General features: G+C 30.9%; 15 protein-coding genes. 12 read left to right on the forward strand and 3 right to left on the reverse strand.

The window, feature by feature from the left end:
- Positions 1-10 precede the first annotated feature (10 nt).
- The 7 genes from atpA (at position 11) to dapB (ending at position 7,201) form a co-directional block, all read left to right on the forward strand.
- Entirely contained in the window at positions 11-1,516 is a 1,506-nt protein-coding gene (gene atpA, locus QU666_RS04620) for a F0F1 ATP synthase subunit alpha (protein ID WP_021769431.1), read from the forward strand.
- Positions 1,517-1,531: 15 nt separating this feature from the next.
- Positions 1,532-2,392, forward strand: coding sequence for an ATP synthase F1 subunit gamma (gene atpG / locus QU666_RS04625; protein ID WP_021769430.1), 861 nt, complete (start codon positions 1,532-1,534; stop codon positions 2,390-2,392).
- Between the two features lie 57 nt (positions 2,393-2,449).
- Positions 2,450-3,847: a F0F1 ATP synthase subunit beta gene (gene atpD / locus QU666_RS04630; RefSeq protein ID WP_006803459.1), complete on the forward strand. Its 1,398-nt coding sequence runs from the start codon at positions 2,450-2,452 to the stop codon at positions 3,845-3,847.
- 217 nt (positions 3,848-4,064) lie between these two features.
- Positions 4,065-4,454 carry an ATP synthase F1 subunit epsilon gene (gene atpC / locus QU666_RS04635; protein ID WP_026746987.1) on the forward strand — a complete coding sequence of 130 codons (390 nt, stop codon included), beginning with the start codon at positions 4,065-4,067 and terminating at the stop codon, positions 4,452-4,454.
- A gap of 459 nt (positions 4,455-4,913) precedes the next feature.
- On the forward strand, positions 4,914-5,912 hold the full coding sequence (locus QU666_RS04640; RefSeq protein ID WP_036071114.1) for a DUF4912 domain-containing protein: 999 nt from the start codon (positions 4,914-4,916) through the stop codon (positions 5,910-5,912).
- Positions 5,913-5,962: 50 nt separating this feature from the next.
- Positions 5,963-6,346 carry a VOC family protein gene (locus QU666_RS04645; RefSeq protein WP_021769428.1) on the forward strand — a complete coding sequence of 128 codons (384 nt, stop codon included), beginning with the start codon at positions 5,963-5,965 and terminating at the stop codon, positions 6,344-6,346.
- Positions 6,347-6,466: 120 nt separating this feature from the next.
- Positions 6,467-7,201, forward strand: a complete 735-nt coding sequence (gene dapB, locus QU666_RS04650) for a 4-hydroxy-tetrahydrodipicolinate reductase (protein ID WP_021769427.1) — start codon at positions 6,467-6,469, stop codon at positions 7,199-7,201.
- 44 nt (positions 7,202-7,245) lie between these two features.
- Here dapB and QU666_RS04655 read toward each other — a convergent pair whose 3' ends face one another.
- Both QU666_RS04655 and QU666_RS04660 read right to left on the reverse strand, forming a co-directional pair.
- Positions 7,246-7,416, reverse strand: coding sequence for a hypothetical protein (locus QU666_RS04655; protein ID WP_021769426.1), 171 nt, complete (start codon positions 7,414-7,416; stop codon positions 7,246-7,248).
- Between the two features lie 28 nt (positions 7,417-7,444).
- Positions 7,445-7,615 carry a hypothetical protein gene (locus QU666_RS04660; RefSeq protein ID WP_304984870.1) on the reverse strand — a complete coding sequence of 57 codons (171 nt, stop codon included), beginning with the start codon at positions 7,613-7,615 and terminating at the stop codon, positions 7,445-7,447.
- Between the two features lie 965 nt (positions 7,616-8,580).
- On the opposite strand from QU666_RS04660, the gene QU666_RS04665 reads away from it, so the two are divergent.
- Together QU666_RS04665 and QU666_RS04670 are read left to right on the forward strand one after the other, a co-directional pair.
- Positions 8,581-8,883 carry a hypothetical protein gene (locus QU666_RS04665; protein WP_021768957.1) on the forward strand — a complete coding sequence of 101 codons (303 nt, stop codon included), beginning with the start codon at positions 8,581-8,583 and terminating at the stop codon, positions 8,881-8,883.
- A 226-nt stretch (positions 8,884-9,109) separates the two neighbouring features.
- The gene (locus QU666_RS04670; protein ID WP_021768956.1) at positions 9,110-10,552 is read left to right on the forward strand and encodes an acyl-CoA dehydrogenase family protein; all 1,443 of its coding nucleotides are present in this window, start codon (positions 9,110-9,112) and stop codon (positions 10,550-10,552) included.
- Between the two features lie 52 nt (positions 10,553-10,604).
- On the opposite strand, the gene gltS is transcribed toward QU666_RS04670, so the two are convergent.
- Positions 10,605-11,846 (reverse strand): sodium/glutamate symporter, encoded by a 1,242-nt coding sequence (gene gltS, locus QU666_RS04675; RefSeq protein ID WP_021768955.1) that lies wholly within the window; start codon positions 11,844-11,846, stop codon positions 10,605-10,607.
- 321 nt (positions 11,847-12,167) lie between these two features.
- On the opposite strand from gltS, the gene QU666_RS04680 reads away from it, so the two are divergent.
- The 3 genes from QU666_RS04680 to QU666_RS04690 all read left to right on the forward strand — a co-directional run bounded on the left by QU666_RS04680 (position 12,168) and on the right by QU666_RS04690 (position 16,850).
- Entirely contained in the window at positions 12,168-13,628 is a 1,461-nt protein-coding gene (locus QU666_RS04680; protein WP_021768954.1) for a sucrose-6-phosphate hydrolase, read from the forward strand.
- Between the two features lie 27 nt (positions 13,629-13,655).
- Positions 13,656-14,957, forward strand: a complete 1,302-nt coding sequence (gene rsmB, locus QU666_RS04685; protein WP_021768953.1) for a 16S rRNA (cytosine(967)-C(5))-methyltransferase RsmB — start codon at positions 13,656-13,658, stop codon at positions 14,955-14,957.
- Positions 14,958-15,092: 135 nt separating this feature from the next.
- Positions 15,093-16,850, forward strand: coding sequence for an NUDIX domain-containing protein (locus tag QU666_RS04690; protein ID WP_021768952.1), 1,758 nt, complete (start codon positions 15,093-15,095; stop codon positions 16,848-16,850).
- Positions 16,851-16,877: the final 27 nt, after the last annotated feature.

Below are 16,877 nucleotides of genomic sequence, written 5' to 3' on the forward strand. Positions count from 1 at the left end.
GTGCTTTTCTTTGAGAATCAAGCCAGAAGAAATAAGTAAAATAATCCGAAGCGAAATTGAAAATTATAAAAGTTCACTGGATATTTCTAACACTGGAACAGTCTTGGAAGTGGGAGATGGAATTGCTAGAATCTACGGATTAAGTGATGCTATGGCAGGAGAGCTTTTGGAGTTTGAAAATGGAACTGTCGGAATGGCACTAAACTTGGAAGAAAGTAACATTGGAGCAGTAATTTTTGGAAAAACACAAGGAATAAAAGAAGGAAGTATAGTAAAAGGATTGGGAAAAGTAGCTGAAGTTCCAGCTGGAAATGAGCTGCTTGGAAGAGTAGTCGATGCACTTGGAAATCCTATTGATGGAAAAGGGACAATAACAGCTGATAAATATATGCCAATTGAGAGACAGGCGTCGGGAATTATCGCAAGAAAACCTGTTACACAGCCTATGCAGACAGGAATAAAGGCAATAGACGGAATGTTTCCGATTGGAAAAGGACAAAGGGAATTGATAATTGGAGACAGACAGACTGGTAAGACGGCAATTGCGATTGACTCTATTATAAATCAAAAAAATAACGATGTTATATGTATTTATGTCGCAATTGGACAGAAAAGATCTACAGTCGCACAAATTTATAAAAAACTGGAAGAAACAGGGGCTTTAGAATATACAATCATTGTTGCGGCAACTGCTTCGGAATCTGCACCACTTCAATATTTGGCACCATATTCAGGGGTTGCCATGGGTGAATATTTTATGGATCAGGGAAAAGATGTACTGATAGTTTATGATGATTTATCAAAACATGCGGTAGCTTACCGTGAAATGTCGCTATTGTTAAAACGTCCACCAGGAAGAGAAGCCTATCCTGGAGATGTTTTCTATCTTCACTCAAGACTTCTTGAAAGAGCCGCAAAATTAAGCGATAAACTAGGCGGAGGTTCAATTACAGCACTTCCGATTGTAGAAACACAAGCTGGAGATATTTCGGCATACATTCCGACAAATGTTATTTCAATAACAGACGGACAGATATTCTTGGAAACAGATTTATTTAATTCAGGATTTAGACCAGCCATAAATGCAGGAGTTTCTGTATCACGGGTTGGAGGAGCGGCACAAATTAAAGCTATGAAACAGGTTGCTTCAAAAGTAAAACTGGAACTTGCACAATATAATGAGCTTTTGGCATTTACGCAATTTGGATCGGATTTGGATAAGGCGACTAGAGATCAGCTTAATCGAGGATCTAAAATTATGGAAGTCCTAAAACAGTCGCAATACACTCCATTCAAAGTTCAAGAACAGGTTATTTCATTTTACTGTGTTACAAATGGATATTTTGACAATGTTCCGACTGAAAAAGTTAGAACATTTGAAAAGGATATAATAGAAGCACTTAGAAATGATGAGAATATTTTAAATGAAATCCGTGAAAAAAAATCATTGGATGATGAGCTGAAAAATAAACTTGATGAGTTTATTACTAGCTTTAAGAGTGAATATGTCTGGTAAAGTAGGTGAAATAGTATGGCAGCAAATATGAAGGAAATTAAAGAGCGAATTGACAGTGTAAAAAGTACAAGTCAAATCACAAATGCGATGAATATTGTTTCTTCTACAAAGTTTAAGAGATTTCAAGTTTTAACTTTAAAATCAAGAAGTTACGCACGTGCTGTAAATGAAGCTTTTGACAATTTGGTCGCAAGCCTTAGAGGAAATAAATTTGTAATTTTTGATGGGAAGTCAGAAGTCAAAAGAGTAGGCATTATTGTGATGACATCAGATCGTGGGCTATGTGGAAGTTTTAACTCAAATACTTTTAGAAGGCTGGAAAGCATGAGAAAGAAATTTGAAAAAGAAGGAAAAGACGTGTCAGTTGTAACAATTGGAAGAAAAGCTAAGGAATATTGTAAAAATCGGGATATTAATGTGGATAGTGAGTATACGCAGATGATTCCAGAAACAATGTTTGAAACTGGTAAAAAAATCAGTGAAGATGTAGTTCAGTTTTATTTAAACGATTTTTATGATGAAGTTTATATGATTTATTCTAAATTTGTATCAGCAATTGAGTATAATATTCAAGTGGAAAAATTGCTTCCAATAGAAAAAAAGGAAGGATTGCCAACAAAGGAATATGTGTTTGATCCGTCAGAGGAAGAAGTGTTAAATTCATTTGTGCCACAAGTTCTGAATATAAAATTGTATCAGTCTTTACTTGAAAATTCGGCAAGTGAGCATTCAGCCAGAATGTCAGCAATGAAACAGGCTAATGATAATGCCGCTGAAATGATAAGAAACTTGGAAGTGCAGTATAATCGTGAAAGACAAGGAAAAATAACACAGGAATTAACAGAAATTATTGGCGGTTCTTTAGGAGTACAGTAATTTATTTTTAAACTGAAGAACTTGAGAATAAACTAAGAAGGAGGTTAAAGGTAACTAATGAATAAAGGTAAATTAGTGCAAGTTATTGGGCCGGTTATAGATGTAAAATTTGAAAAAAAATTGCCTGATATTTATAATGCGCTTGAAGTGTATAAGGAAAACGGAGAAAAATTAGTAGCTGAAGTTCACGCCCACAACGGAAATAATGTTGTAAGGGCAGTTGCAATGTCTGGAACTGAAGGGTTAAGACGTGGACTGGAAGTTGTAGATACTGGTAACCCGATTCAAGTTCCAGTTGGAAGAGCGACATTAGGAAGAATTTTCAATGTGCTTGGAGAAGCGGTTGATGATGGTGAAAAATTGGATGCAGATGTGTTAAGGGAATCTATCCACAAAGATGCACCCTCATTTGAACAACAAGGAACAGATTCTGAAATACTTGAAACAGGAATAAAAGTAGTAGATTTACTTGCTCCATACTTAAAAGGTGGAAAAATTGGACTTTTTGGAGGAGCAGGAGTCGGAAAGACAGTATTAATTCAGGAATTGATTAACAATATTGCGAAAGGGCATGGAGGACTTTCTGTATTTGCAGGAGTTGGAGAGCGTACACGTGAGGGACGTGATTTATATAACGAAATGACAGAAAGTGGAGTTATTGATAAGACAGCATTAGTGTATGGACAAATGAATGAGCCACCTGGAGCAAGATTGAGAGTAGGACTTACAGCACTTACAATGGCGGAATATTTTAGAGATAAGGAAGGACAAAACGTACTTTTATTTATTGATAACATCTTCAGATTTACTCAGGCAGGATCAGAAGTATCGGCTCTACTTGGAAGAATGCCGTCAGCCGTAGGATACCAGCCAAACTTGGCAACTGAAATGGGAGCCTTGCAGGAAAGAATAACATCGACAAGTACAGGGTCAATTACATCAGTACAAGCTGTATATGTGCCAGCAGACGACTTGACAGATCCGGCACCAGCAACAACATTCGCCCATTTGGATGCAACAACAGTATTGTCAAGACAAATTGCATCGCTTGGAATTTATCCAGCAGTAGACCCGCTTGATTCAACTTCAAGAATACTTGAGCCTGAAATTGTTGGGAATGAGCATTATAAAATTGCAAGGGAAACTCAGAAAGTATTACAAAGATATAAGGAATTACAAGATATTATCGCAATTCTAGGAATGGATGAGCTGGATGAAAATGATAAATTAACAGTAAATCGTGCTAGAAAAATCCAAAGATTCTTTTCACAGCCTTTCTCAGTAGCAGAACAGTTTACAGGAATGAAAGGTAAATATGTACCTTTAAGGGAAACAATTCGTGGATTTAAAGAAATTCTGGATGGACTTCATGATGATTTGCCAGAACAGGCATTCTTATACGTTGGAACAATTGAAGATGCAGTTGCAAAAGCACGAGAATTGATGAGCGAGTAATTTAAAATAATGTGTAATGAAAACAGGGACGATGTTTTCCCTGTTTTCCAATAGACCTGTTCAACAACTAACTATATGTGCTTATAATTTAATAAAACAAATATTCTGAAGCAAGGGGTCTTGACCCCTTGTGGAAATAAAAAAACTTAAGTTATCGAACACGTCTAATGAGAAAGTTTAGATAAAATAAGCATACTTTGGAATGGAAGGAGGCTTTATGGCAACGGAATTTATTTTGGAAGCAGTAACTCCAGAAAGGCTGGTTTTTGAAAAGCCTGTTGAATTTGTAAAATTACGTACAGAAGGTGGAGATATTGGAATACTTGCAAAGCATATTAACTACATTACACCAATTGGTGCTGGGGAAATGCTTGTTCGTGAAAAGGATAATAAGGAAATGACATATTATCTGGAAGGAGGATTTCTAGAAGTTCGTCAGGATAAAGTTGTTATTTTGGGAGTAAATATCGTTGAAGCAACTAAGGCAGAAGCAGAACGGATGGCAAGAGAAGTTGCCATTGAAAGAGCAAAAAAACAAAAAATAAAAGAAGATCAGGATATTTTAGGCTCAAAAAAACGGATTCAAAACAATTTAAGCAGGAAATAAATTTTGAAATTCTAAAAAATGTGGTATAATATGTATAAAATATAGTTAATTAATTTTAAAATTGATTATTTAATTATAATAAATTTGTTTAAACTCTAAAAATTAAAAGATTCATCATAGAGTATTCAGTTAAATATTTTTTATATAATTCATCTGTTTTTCTTTTTTATGAAGTAAAGGGGAACAGTTATCATCCCCTTTTTTTCGCAATATTAGTTATGACAATTTTTCAAATTATAATATCTGAAGATTTTGGCGAAACTGCTACGCACGAATCCTCGCTTGTCTAAGCATTTTTTAGTTTAAGTAAAATAGTTAATTTAACTAAAATAAATAAAAAGTAAAATAATTTAAAAAATAAAAGATTATTTAATTGAATAATCAAAGGGTAAATCTATATTTTTAAACTAATATTTGAATAAATTTAACAATAAAAAATAATGTAAAGGTGGAATGGGAATGGAGCAATTGAAAAAAAATAGAACGAGAACATTTTATAGAAATTATGTTAATGAAAAATTAGTTGGGAATAGAAATAAAAAAGAATTGAAAAAATTAGAAAGATTTATTTCAATGGAAGTTATCGAAAGGGAAACTATTGAGAAAATTTTGATAAAATACTTTTTTATTAAAAGAAGCAGAACGTTTTACAGAAACTTTGCTGATAGAAAATTAGTAGGAAATCTAGGTAGAAAATATAGAAGAATTTTTACAGCTTTAGATTTTAATTATGAAAAAATTTCGTCAGAACAAATAAGACGTAGATACGTAGAAACTGAAATTAACCGTTCAAAATTTGCAAAAGGTGTGGAATTTGACGGTAAATCAAATCACGAAGATATTTACTTTGACAAGGCTCCATTACCAGCATCGTATTTTACAGATGAACTTGTCCTAATGCCAAAAAATCCTACAACATTATACATTTATTGGGAAATTCGTGATGACACCTATGAAAGATTAGCTACAAATAACGGAGTTATTGATAATGTAGTTATAAAAATATTTAAAAACGGACACGAATATAGAAAAATTATAAGACATGAAAGAATTGGTTCGCATTATATTACTGAAATTGATGTAAATCAAAATTATGAAGCATCTATCGGATATGAAGATCAATATGGAAACTTTTCAGAAGTAGCACATTCAGTAGAAGCAATCGCACCAAATGATAAAGTTTCTGATAATATTGACTTAGTATGGGGAACAGTGAAATTCGATTCAAGCACAAATCAGCTTATAAAATATATAAATACTCCAGTTTCAACACCAGAAGGAAGAGAGCTTTTAGGAGTACCTGCAGATTATGATGTGGATGAAAATAATGAATTTATAATCGAAGTTATAGAAAGATTGACAAAAGTAGGAGCTTCAGAATCATTAATCGAAAGAAAAGTGATAAAAGGAAAACTTCCAAATCTTAGACTGGATATGGGTGGTTCAAGAAGCAGTTAGAACATTTTTATAAATGTTTTTATAAAAATTAAGATTAAAGGAGATTCAAAATGGCTATGTTAAATATGCTGCACGCTTGTTTACGTGTAGAAAATTTAGAAAAATCTATCGAATTTTATGAAAAGGCATTTGGATTTAAGGAAGACCGACGTAAAGATTTTCCAGAACATAAATTTACTATTGTTTATTTGACTCTTCCAGGAGAAAGTTTTGAGATTGAGCTGACTTATAATTACGGTCACGGTTCATATACAATTGGTGATGGTTTTTCACATTTGGCAATTGCTTCGGATGACTTGGAAGGAGATAATGAAAAACATAAGGCAATGGGATACAAGACAACAGATCTTATGGGCTTGCCTGGTAAACCTGGACATTATTATTTCGTAACGGATCCAGATGGTTACCGTATGGAAGTAATTCGTGCAGAATAAAAATTAGCAATAAAACATATTTAAAGCAAATAATAGAAATATCAGAAGAAAAGACCGAGACTTTCGGTCTTTTATAGTAAAACTATTTATACAAAATTTTAACAACTGCAAGGAGAAAATATGAAGATAATAGTGTATGGTGCTGGAGTTATGGCACAGTATGTAAAAGAATCAGTAATAAATTCTGGAAATGAATTTGCTGGGCTGGTTGACCCGCTTGGAAATGGGGATTTTGAAAATCTGAAGGAAAAAGATGTAGATTTTGATGCGATTATTGATTTTTCACATTTCAGTTTGCTGGAGGATGTACTTGAAGCGGGAATTGATAAAAAAGTTCCAGTTCTAATTGCTACAACTGGACATTCAGAAGAACAGATTGCAAAAATCCAGGAAGCATCAAAGCAAATACCTATAATTAAAGCAACAAATACTTCAGTTGGAGTAAATATCGTAAATGAAATTGTAGCCTTTGCGACAAAATTATTAAAGGATTTTGATATTGAAATAATTGAAAAGCATCACAACAGAAAAATTGACGCACCAAGCGGTACAGCGAATACTTTACTTGAAGTTGTCAAGGAAAATCTGGATAATGATGGAAAAGACTACAGAACAATTTATGGAAGAGAAGGGCACAGTAAACGTGCTGAAAAAGAAATAGGAGTTCACGCTATACGTGGCGGAAATATAGTCGGAGAACATACCGTAATTTATGCAAAAAATGACGAAATTATAGAAATAAAGCACGAAGCATTATCAAGAAAAATGTTTTCAGACGGTGCAGTTAAAGCTATAGAATTTCTTGCTGGAAAAAAAGTAGGACTGTATACAATGAAAGATGTACTTGGTTTATAATAAAAAAACTCTAGTTTATTAGACTGGAGTTTTTCTTTTTTCAATTATTTTGTATCTTCGCAATAAAAATAACCACTACTAGTTCTATAACATTCTCTACCTCTTTCTTCTCGGCTCCGATTATATTCTTCCCATCGTGAAGGACTAAAAAGTTCACAACTAGCCACACTTACCCCAACTAAAATTAAAATCAGAATTTTAAAAATGTTTTTCATATAATATCACTCCTTGTATTATTTTTTATTATTTTGTATCTTCACAGTAAAAATTACCATAACGATCTCTGTAACATTCTCTTCCTCTTTCTTCTCTACGTCTATTTACATCATTCCAATAACTTGGACTAAAAAGTTCACAACTAGCCACACTTACCCCAACTAAAATTAAAATCAGAATTTTAAAAATGTTTTTCATAAAATATCACTCCTTATATTATTTTTTATTATTTTGTATCTTCACATTTAATATTATTTCGTATTTTAATAGTAAAAATTAGAAATTATAACGTAAGGGCATCAGACGCCATGCCCTTACAACCCCGCTTTACGCAAAACTTTTTTATAAAGAAAAAATAAAACTCGCTTCGTAAAAACTACGCTCAGACAGTTATTTTTCCTTTAACGAAATTTTACTTATTTAATATTTTCCCAATTTAAGAACTTAAATATATAATTTTTATAAGTTAATGTAGAATGTCGTGATTTTTTTGGAATGAAAACGACTAAACACATTTATGTGTTTCTTTCGCCAAAAGCTTTATAGCAAAAATATTTTATAGAGTTGTTCTAAACTTTATTTGCGAAAGTGAGCGTTAGCGAGTTTCGTTTTCGTAGTAATCAAGGTTTTATCCAAATAATAAGGTTTAAACTACTTTCCCAAATTTTATTTGGGAATATTTCAAAAAAATGCTTAGACGAGCCAGGGTTAGTGCGTAGCACTTTCGCCATTCTCTTTAATATATTATTATTTAAATATACTAGAATAACTATTATTGCGAAATGAAGGGAAATGGCGATTGATTTCCCTTGCTTATACAAAAAGAAAAAACATATAATTATGAAAAAATATTTATTAACAACAAGTAATTTTTTAAAATTTAAATAAAAATCTCTTATTTGAATACTTAAAAATTAAATTTGATTTTTTTAACAAACCTATCAAACTAATTATTATAGAATTTAAAAATATTCTGTTATTTATATAATTATAACAAATAAAATAAAAAAAGTCAATATTTATACGGTAAATTAAATACTATATTAAAATAAAAGTTTTTTTAAACTTTTTTATAAAATGGTATTGACATAATAAAAAATATGTGATATTATACTATTGAAAATAATAGAAAATTAATTACTGTAAAAAAGGAGAGATTTACTATGAAATCTAAAATTAAAGTTTTATTGTTAACATCAATTATTGCTTCTAGTTGTATTAGCTGTACTTTTGCACAGGCAGGTGGAGTAATTGGAGGTGCAGATGGAAGAGCTGTAGGAATGGTAATGGATAGTGGGGTATCATTAGGAAATAGTATAGGAAGAAGTATAAAAGGTGCAATTTCAAACAGAAATTCAAAAACTCCAAAAGCACCAAAAACTTCTACAACAAACATAAACACTAATACTACCAAAACCGTAAATCTAAAAAATACAAGTACAACTACAAATAAAAACAAAAAATAAAAGTTAGAATGTTGATAATAGTTTGAACAGAATTAGAGTAGCCAGTAAACAGAGAAGTTATATTGGCTGCTTTTTTATTTTGTGATAAATTTAAAAATTATATGATTGTAATTTTGTTAGGAATTGTTATTTCTTTTCATATGTGCTATAATAACAGTTGTTATATAAACAAATTATTTTATAATCAAAGTATTTTGATTGTAACTACTTGATTAGGAGGAGAAAAATGAATAAATTTAAAAATGAAAATTTATTAAAAATGAATACGGAAGAATTTTTGTCTAATATAAAAAAGGTGTTTAACGATGTTTTTTCAGACGGAAATATTGAGAAGATAAATCTAATGAACTATTTATCAGAAAATAAATGGTTAAGTATAAAAAAACGTGGACTCTTATTACCTTTTCTTTCTGAAAAATTTGGAGGAAGAAAGGATAGTCAATTTGAAATTCAGGAAGTTCTTAGAATAGCTGGAAGTTATGGAGTGCCAGTTACTCTTAGAACTGGGATTGAAGGGGCATTAGTATTACAGCCGCTAATTGAATATGGAAATAAGGAGCAGATTGAAAAAGGTTTGGAAATGATATTTAACGGAGAAGGTGGAGGACTAGCTATAACGGAGCCTGAAACTTCTGGATCTGCCATAGCAAAAGAAATGCAGTCTTACTATGAATATGTTGATGAAAATACAATTCATGTTAAAGCTGATAAATATTGGCAAGGAAATTCTCAAAGTGATTTTTTATTAATTGCAGCAAAGGAAAAGAAAGAAGGAAAACTTTCAAAAGTAATTAGCTTAATTTTAGTTCCAAGAAAATATATAACTTATGATGTGTTAAATTCAGAAGGGCTGAAAGCAGTGAGATATGCTGTAAATCATGTAGATGCAAAAATTCCTGCAAAATATGTAATAAAACTTTCAGAAAGTAAAGCAAATTGCCTTAGAGAATTTCAAAATATATTTATTCGAAGCAGGTTGCAGCTGGTTGGCATGACTCATGGAATTATGGAATATATTGTAAAAAATATAAAAAAATATGCCAAAGCTGATATTCCGTTTGTAAAAAGGGAGCTGGACGAAATAGAAACGACTTACGGCGTGTCAAAAATTATGTATGATTACACTTGCAATAATGTTTATCCTGAAAAATCGGTGTCAGACAAACTTATGGAAGCAAATATTATAAAGAGTCTTGCTACTGAGTACACATACAATGCTGCAAAAACAGCACAAAAGTTATTGGGGGCAAAAGGATTTGAAGCTGGGCATCCGATGAGCAATGTGGCAATTGATTTTAGACCGTTTACTATCTTTGAAGGTCCAAACGACATGCTTTATGCTGAAATTTATGATCAGTTTTCAAAAGCTACGGCTGTGGAGAAGAAGGAAGGAATTAGAGTAGATAAAAATTCGACAATCTATGAAAGATTTATTTCAGATAGACGATTTTCAAGTATTTCTGTTAGCGGTATCCTGAATAAAGCAGATGATTTGACAAACTTTTTAAAAAAACATGCTTTAAATGAAATGAATCAGATAACAAAAGTTTTTGTTGGGAAAATACTGGCAAGATTGTTTCTTTTAATTCAAACAGAATCGGATAATTTGGTAAAATTCTTGATAAGGGATATTAGAAAAGATATTTTAGATTTTGAGTATAATAGTTAAATTAATAAAAAAAGAAGGATAACTAATAAAAGCTATTCTTCTTTTTTTCAGGTTATTTAAAAAACTGCGTAAATATTGTAATGATACTGATATTGGCAAAATCAATAAATAGTGAACCGACAATTGGAATTACGAAAAATGCCATTTTTGAGTAAATATATTTTTCTGTAACTGCTTTCATGTTTGAAATTCCGTTTGGAGTTGCTCCAAGTCCAAATCCACAATGTCCTGAAACCATTACTGCTGCATCGTAATCAGACCCCATTGCTTTAAATGTTATCCAGTTCAGATAGAAATAAATCAATATAACTTGTGCAACTAATAAAATAATTACAGGCAATGCTAAATCAATTAATTCCCATAATCTTAGTGTCATTAGTGCCATTGAAAGAAATAGACTAAGTGCCACATCTTCAAGAATGCTTATTTCTTTTGTCGGAGCATTCATAGCCTTTACATTGTCTGATAAATTTCTAATAATTGCAGCAACAATCATTGGTCCAATGTAAACAGGGAAATGTGCTTCAAAATTTGTAAAACTCATAAGATAATCAATAAAGATTGATAAATACGAACCAATTCCCATTGCAATTAAGATATAGAAAAACGCCATTGAAAATCGTTCACCATCAAGATAAGGCTTTTGTCTTTTTAACACTTCTTCATCAATATCTTCATCTCCATGCTGAATACCGTCTTTTACAAAATGTTCAGGCAATAATTTGTGTTTTTTAATAAGTCTGCTTGCGATAGGTCCTCCCATAGCAGATCCTACAATAAGACCAAAAGTTGCAGAAGCAATGGCAATAGCATTTGCTCCTTTGTATGCAGGACCGAGAGCTTCAATTGTTGGAGCTACAGCGGCGGATGTTCCATGTCCTCCAGTCATTGGAGTAGATCCTGTCATTAGTGCCAGTAATGGCGGAAGTCCTACAAATTTTGCAAGTCCAACTGCAACAGCATTTTGTAAAATACATAATCCTGCTGCAACAAATAGGAAAATAAGTACCTTTTTTCCACCTTTTTTCAATACTTTTAAACTTGCGTTAAATCCTACACTTGTAAAAAACATAACCATAAAGAATTTTTGCAATGTATCAGTAAACTTTATTTCAGCTATATTTGTCTGTCTTAAAATAAAAACAAGTATTGAAAATAAAAAACCACCAATAACAGGTGCTGGAATACAGTATTTTTCAAAAAATTTAATTTTTTTTCTAAGTTTCATTCCAATTAACAATAAAATAACTGCTAGACCAATTGTCTGAATCATATCCATGTTAATTTTAACCATAAATAATTCACCTCACTATAAATTTTTTTTGTAATGCAACATTATACTATAAATTCAAATAAAGTGCAAATCTAAATCAAAAGTTATTTTTTTAGCTCCAAAATTATAAAAAAAATAACAATAATTTAAAAATAGAATTGCAAAAATTTGGAAAAAGCAATAAAATATGGTAAAATATAGTAAATTTGAGAGATTTTCTCTAATTTTTAATTTACTTAATTTTTAAAAGTTTGAGATTAAAAAAGTTTGGAAATAGATAATATAATAAAAAAAACGCAAATAGATAATAAAAATTTGATGATATGAAAGGTGGCTTGAAATATGGATTTTACTAAAGTTAGAGAAGATGAGGAAAAATCAATTTTGGAGAAAAAAGAAATTGTTGAAAAAGATTTTTGGCGACAAAAATATCATATTCAAGGAATTGTGGGATTAATTAACGATCCAAATGGATTTTCGCAGTTTAATGGAAAATATCATATGTTTTATCAATGGAATCCATTGGGAACTAATCATAAAAATAAAACTTGGGCTCATAGTGTAAGTGATGATTTATTACATTGGGAAAGGCTGAAAACAGCTTTGCGTCCTGATACCTGGTATTCTAAGGATGGAGTTTATTCTGGAAGTGCTATTGTGGATGACGACAAACTTTATTTATTTTATACAGGAAATGTGAAAGATTCCGAAGGAAATAGGGAATCTTACCAATGCCTAGCAGTTTCAAGCGACGGAGAAAATTTTGAGAGATGGGAGCCAAGTATTATAAATCAGCCTGACGGATACACTCGACATATAAGAGATCCAAAAATTTGGAAAAAAGATGGGAAATTTTATGCGGTAATTGGTATTCAAAGTGAAGATTTGGAAGGAAAAGCAGTTTTATACGGTTCAGAAAATATAAAAGACTGGAAGTTTGAAGGGGAAATTGCAGGAGCAAATCATGGAAAGATTAAAGACTTTGGATTTATGTGGGAATGCCCTGACTATTTTCAGCTAAAAGATGAAAAAACTGGAGAAATTAAAGATTTGTTGGTATTTTCACCGCAAGGGCTAGAACCAGAAGGAGATTTATATAATAACAAATATCAGACAGGATATTTATTTGGAAAATTAGATTACGAAAAACCTGAATTTGAAATTTTATCAGATTTTGTGGAAATTGACAGAGGAAATGACTTTTATGCACCACAGTCAATGCAAGATGATAAAGGAAGAAGGCTTATTGTAGGCTGGATGGGAATTCCAGAAGAAGAAGATTTTCCAACTGTAAAAAATGAATGGCTTCACTGCCTAACTTTACCAAGAGAACTTAAAGTAATAGATGGAAAACTTTATCAAGTTCCGATAAAGGAAATGGAAAGCATCCGTGGAGAAAAAATTGAATTTAGTGGAAAAGTAGCTGGAGAAGTTAAAATTGGAACAGGAGCAACTTATGAGTTAAAAGCTAAATTTAGTGATTTTAATTCTGATTTTGGATTAAAATTACGAACTGGTAAAAGTAGTAAAACAGTTTTAAAATTTGATTACAATGATAAAAAATTTGTATTAGACAGAACAAAAGGTGAACAGCCTGATAAAAGATTAAGAAAAGTTTATTTAGGAGATATTTCAGAATTGGAACTTACTGTGTTTGTAGATAATTCTTCTGTGGAAGTGTTTATTAACGGCGGACAGGAAGTATTTTCATCAAGAATATTCCCTGAAAAAGATGCAGATGGAATAAGTGTGTTTGCAGATAAGGATGTAAATGTGGAAATAGAAAAATGGGAATGGAAATAAAGTTTTTTTTAATAAGAGAGGAAAAAATTGATAAAGAAAAAGAATATAAAATTAGATATAGTAAATTTACTGGATGAAATTCAGAATGGGAAATACAGTAATATCCAGTTAAATTTCTATTTTTCTAAAAATAATTATACAAAAAAAGAAAAAATGTTTATTACAAATGTGATAAATGTTGTGATAAAAAATTTGATTTATATTGATTATCTGATTGGGAAAAGTGTTAGGAATGTAAAAAAGAGAAAGATAAAACAGCTTTTGAGAATTTCGGTTGCTCAATTGTTTTTCATGGAATCGGATAATGCGGGAGTTATTTTTGAGGCTGGGGAGATTGCAAAAATTTTGAATGCACATCAAGTTGGATTTGTGAATGCAACTTTGCAGACGATTTTGAAAAATAAAGAAAAATTTGATGAGGGAATTCCGAAAGATAACAGGGAAAGCATTGTTTTGTCGTATCCGCAATGGTTTGTGAATAAGATGAAAATTGATTATCCTGATGATTATTTGGAAATGCTAAAATCTTATAAAAAAAGAAGTTATTTGTCAGTTAGATTTGATAAGAATAAAATTACGAGTGAGAAATTTGAGGAATTGCTGAAAAATATTAAGACAGAAGTCTTATTTTCTGTTGGGGAAGTTTATTATTTATTAAATGCGAATATTTTTGATACGGAAATTTATAAGAATGGGGATGTTGTGATTCAAGATGCTTCGTCTTATCTGGCTGTGAGAAATTTAGGCGTGAAAGATGGAGAAACTGTGCTTGATGCCTGTTCTGCTCCTGGTGGAAAATCCCTTGCAATTTTACAGCTGTTTAATCCGAAAAAGTTGATTTCTACTGATATTCACGAGCATAAAGTGAAATTATTGAATGAACTTAAAAATAAATATGGTTACAGCAATTTTGAAGTAAAATTAAATGATGCTACACAAATTGAGAATTTAGACACAATGTTTGACAAGATACTTTTAGATATGCCTTGCAGTGGGCTTGGAGTTCTTCGGAAAAAGCCTGAAAAAATATATGAGCTGACTGCAAATGATATAAAAAATTTAAAGAAACTTCAGAAAAAAATATTTGAAAGTGCATATAAATCTTTGAAAAATGGTGGAGAAATAGTTTACAGCACTTGTACATTTTCTAAAAATGAGAACACTAATAATATTCAGTATTTTCTCGAAAAATATGAGGATTTGGAAATTTTGGAAGTAGAGATTCCTGAAAATATTGAAAATATAAGAGATGAATTTGGGGGAGTTTATATTTCGTATAAAAATAAATACATGGATGGCTTTTATATTGCAAAATTAAGAAAAAAATAAAAGAGTTTTGAGTATACCAAACTAAGAATAAAAATGGAACTATGTATTTTAGAGCAAGTTTATAAAACAAAATAAATTTGGAAATGAATTATTCTATGAAAGTACAGAAAAAATGATTGAAAGGACATATTTGGGATGCAATTTAATTTGGATGATGATGTAAAATTCATATTGGAACAACTGAATAGAAATGGAAAAGGATTTCTTGTCGGTGGAGCAGTTAGAGATAAAATTCTAAATAAAGATCCTGGCGATTATGATTTTGCAACTGATATAGAATATTCAGAATTGAAAAGAATCTTTGCTGGTTATAATCCAAAAGAAATGGGAGCTCATTTTGGAATTCTTATGATAAATGTTAATGGAAAAAGCTATGAAATAGCAAAATTCCGTAAAGAAACAGGAGTTTACAACAGCAGATATCCAAAAGATATTAAGTTTGTAAAAACCATTCAAGAAGATTTGGCAAGAAGGGATTTTACGATAAATTCTATTGCTTACAGCGAACAGACTGGAATAGTTGATTTGTATGGGGGAAGGCAGGATATTAGGCGGAAAGTGATAAGATTTGTAGGGAAGCCAAAGCTGAGAATAGAAGAAGATGCTCTTAGAATTTTAAGAGCTTTTCGATTTATTTCAAAATTAGGATTTAATTTGGATAAAAAAACAGCTGAAGCCATTTACAAAAAAAGAAAATTTTTGACTAAAATATCTAAAGAAAGAATTTTTGACGAGTTAAGTAAAATTCTTATGGGAAAATTTGTTAAAAAAGCTTTTATAGAAATGAAAAAATTACGGGTTTTAGAAATGATAATTCCCGAATTTTATTATGCTTACAATTTTGATCAGAATAATCCCAATCATCCAGACGACTTGTTTAATCATATTATAAAAGTTATTCATCTTTGTGATTATGATTTGGTAACTAGATTTGCGGCACTTTTTCACGATTTGGGGAAAATAAATGTAAAAATTATTGATGCAAAAGGTATTTTTTATTTTTATGGACATGAAAAGGAAAGTGCATTAATCGCAGAAGAAGAGTTAAAACAGCTCAAGGCATCCAATGATTTTATAAATTCAGTAAAAAAAATTGTAAAAAATCATATGTTAATTTATCAAGATGTTTCAGATAAGACGTTGAAAAAGTTGATTATTGAAATGGAAGAAAAAAATCTAAAAAGACTTTTTAATTTATTTTCTGCAGACTTAAATTCTAAAGGACTTAGGACAAAAAAAGAAAATGAAGAGATTTTACAAAATTTTCGGGAAAAAATTGAAAATATAAAGAAACAGGGTAAAATACCACAGTTTAATGATTTAGATATAACAGGGATTGATTTGATAAATCTTAAATTTAGTAACCGCGAGATTGGAGAAGTAAAAAATAGATTGTATGAGCTTGTGCTTGGCGATGAAATTGAGAACGAGAAAGAAGCATTATTAAAATATGTTGTCAAGCATTACAAATTAAATGATAACTTTGAGTATGAAAATTCGTGCGGTGCAATTGTTTTTAATGAAAATACCGAAAAAATTCTGCTTGTGAAAATGCACAATGGTAACTGGGGCTTTCCAAAAGGGCATATCGAAAAGGATGAAACTAAGGAAGAAACAGCAATTCGTGAAGTTCTTGAAGAAACAAATGTAAGAATAAAAATAATTCCTAATTTTGAAAGAGAAATAAAATATATTCCAAATGAGAAAACTATTAAGAAAGTTACAATTTTTATGGGAATTACGGAAGATGAAGAGGTTACCATTGATACTTTTGAAATTGAGGATTTTAAATGGTGTACTTATGAGGAAGCATTAAAGCTGGTTACTTATAAGCTTCAGAAGGATGTGCTGGAAAACGCAAGAAAAGTATTTATAAAGTCGAAGACAGGTTAGAGATTTAATAAAAATAAATGTAAGAGG

Origin of the sequence: Leptotrichia sp. HMT-225 (genome assembly GCF_030644325.1) — a bacterium.
Classification (GTDB): domain Bacteria; phylum Fusobacteriota; class Fusobacteriia; order Fusobacteriales; family Leptotrichiaceae; genus Leptotrichia; species Leptotrichia massiliensis.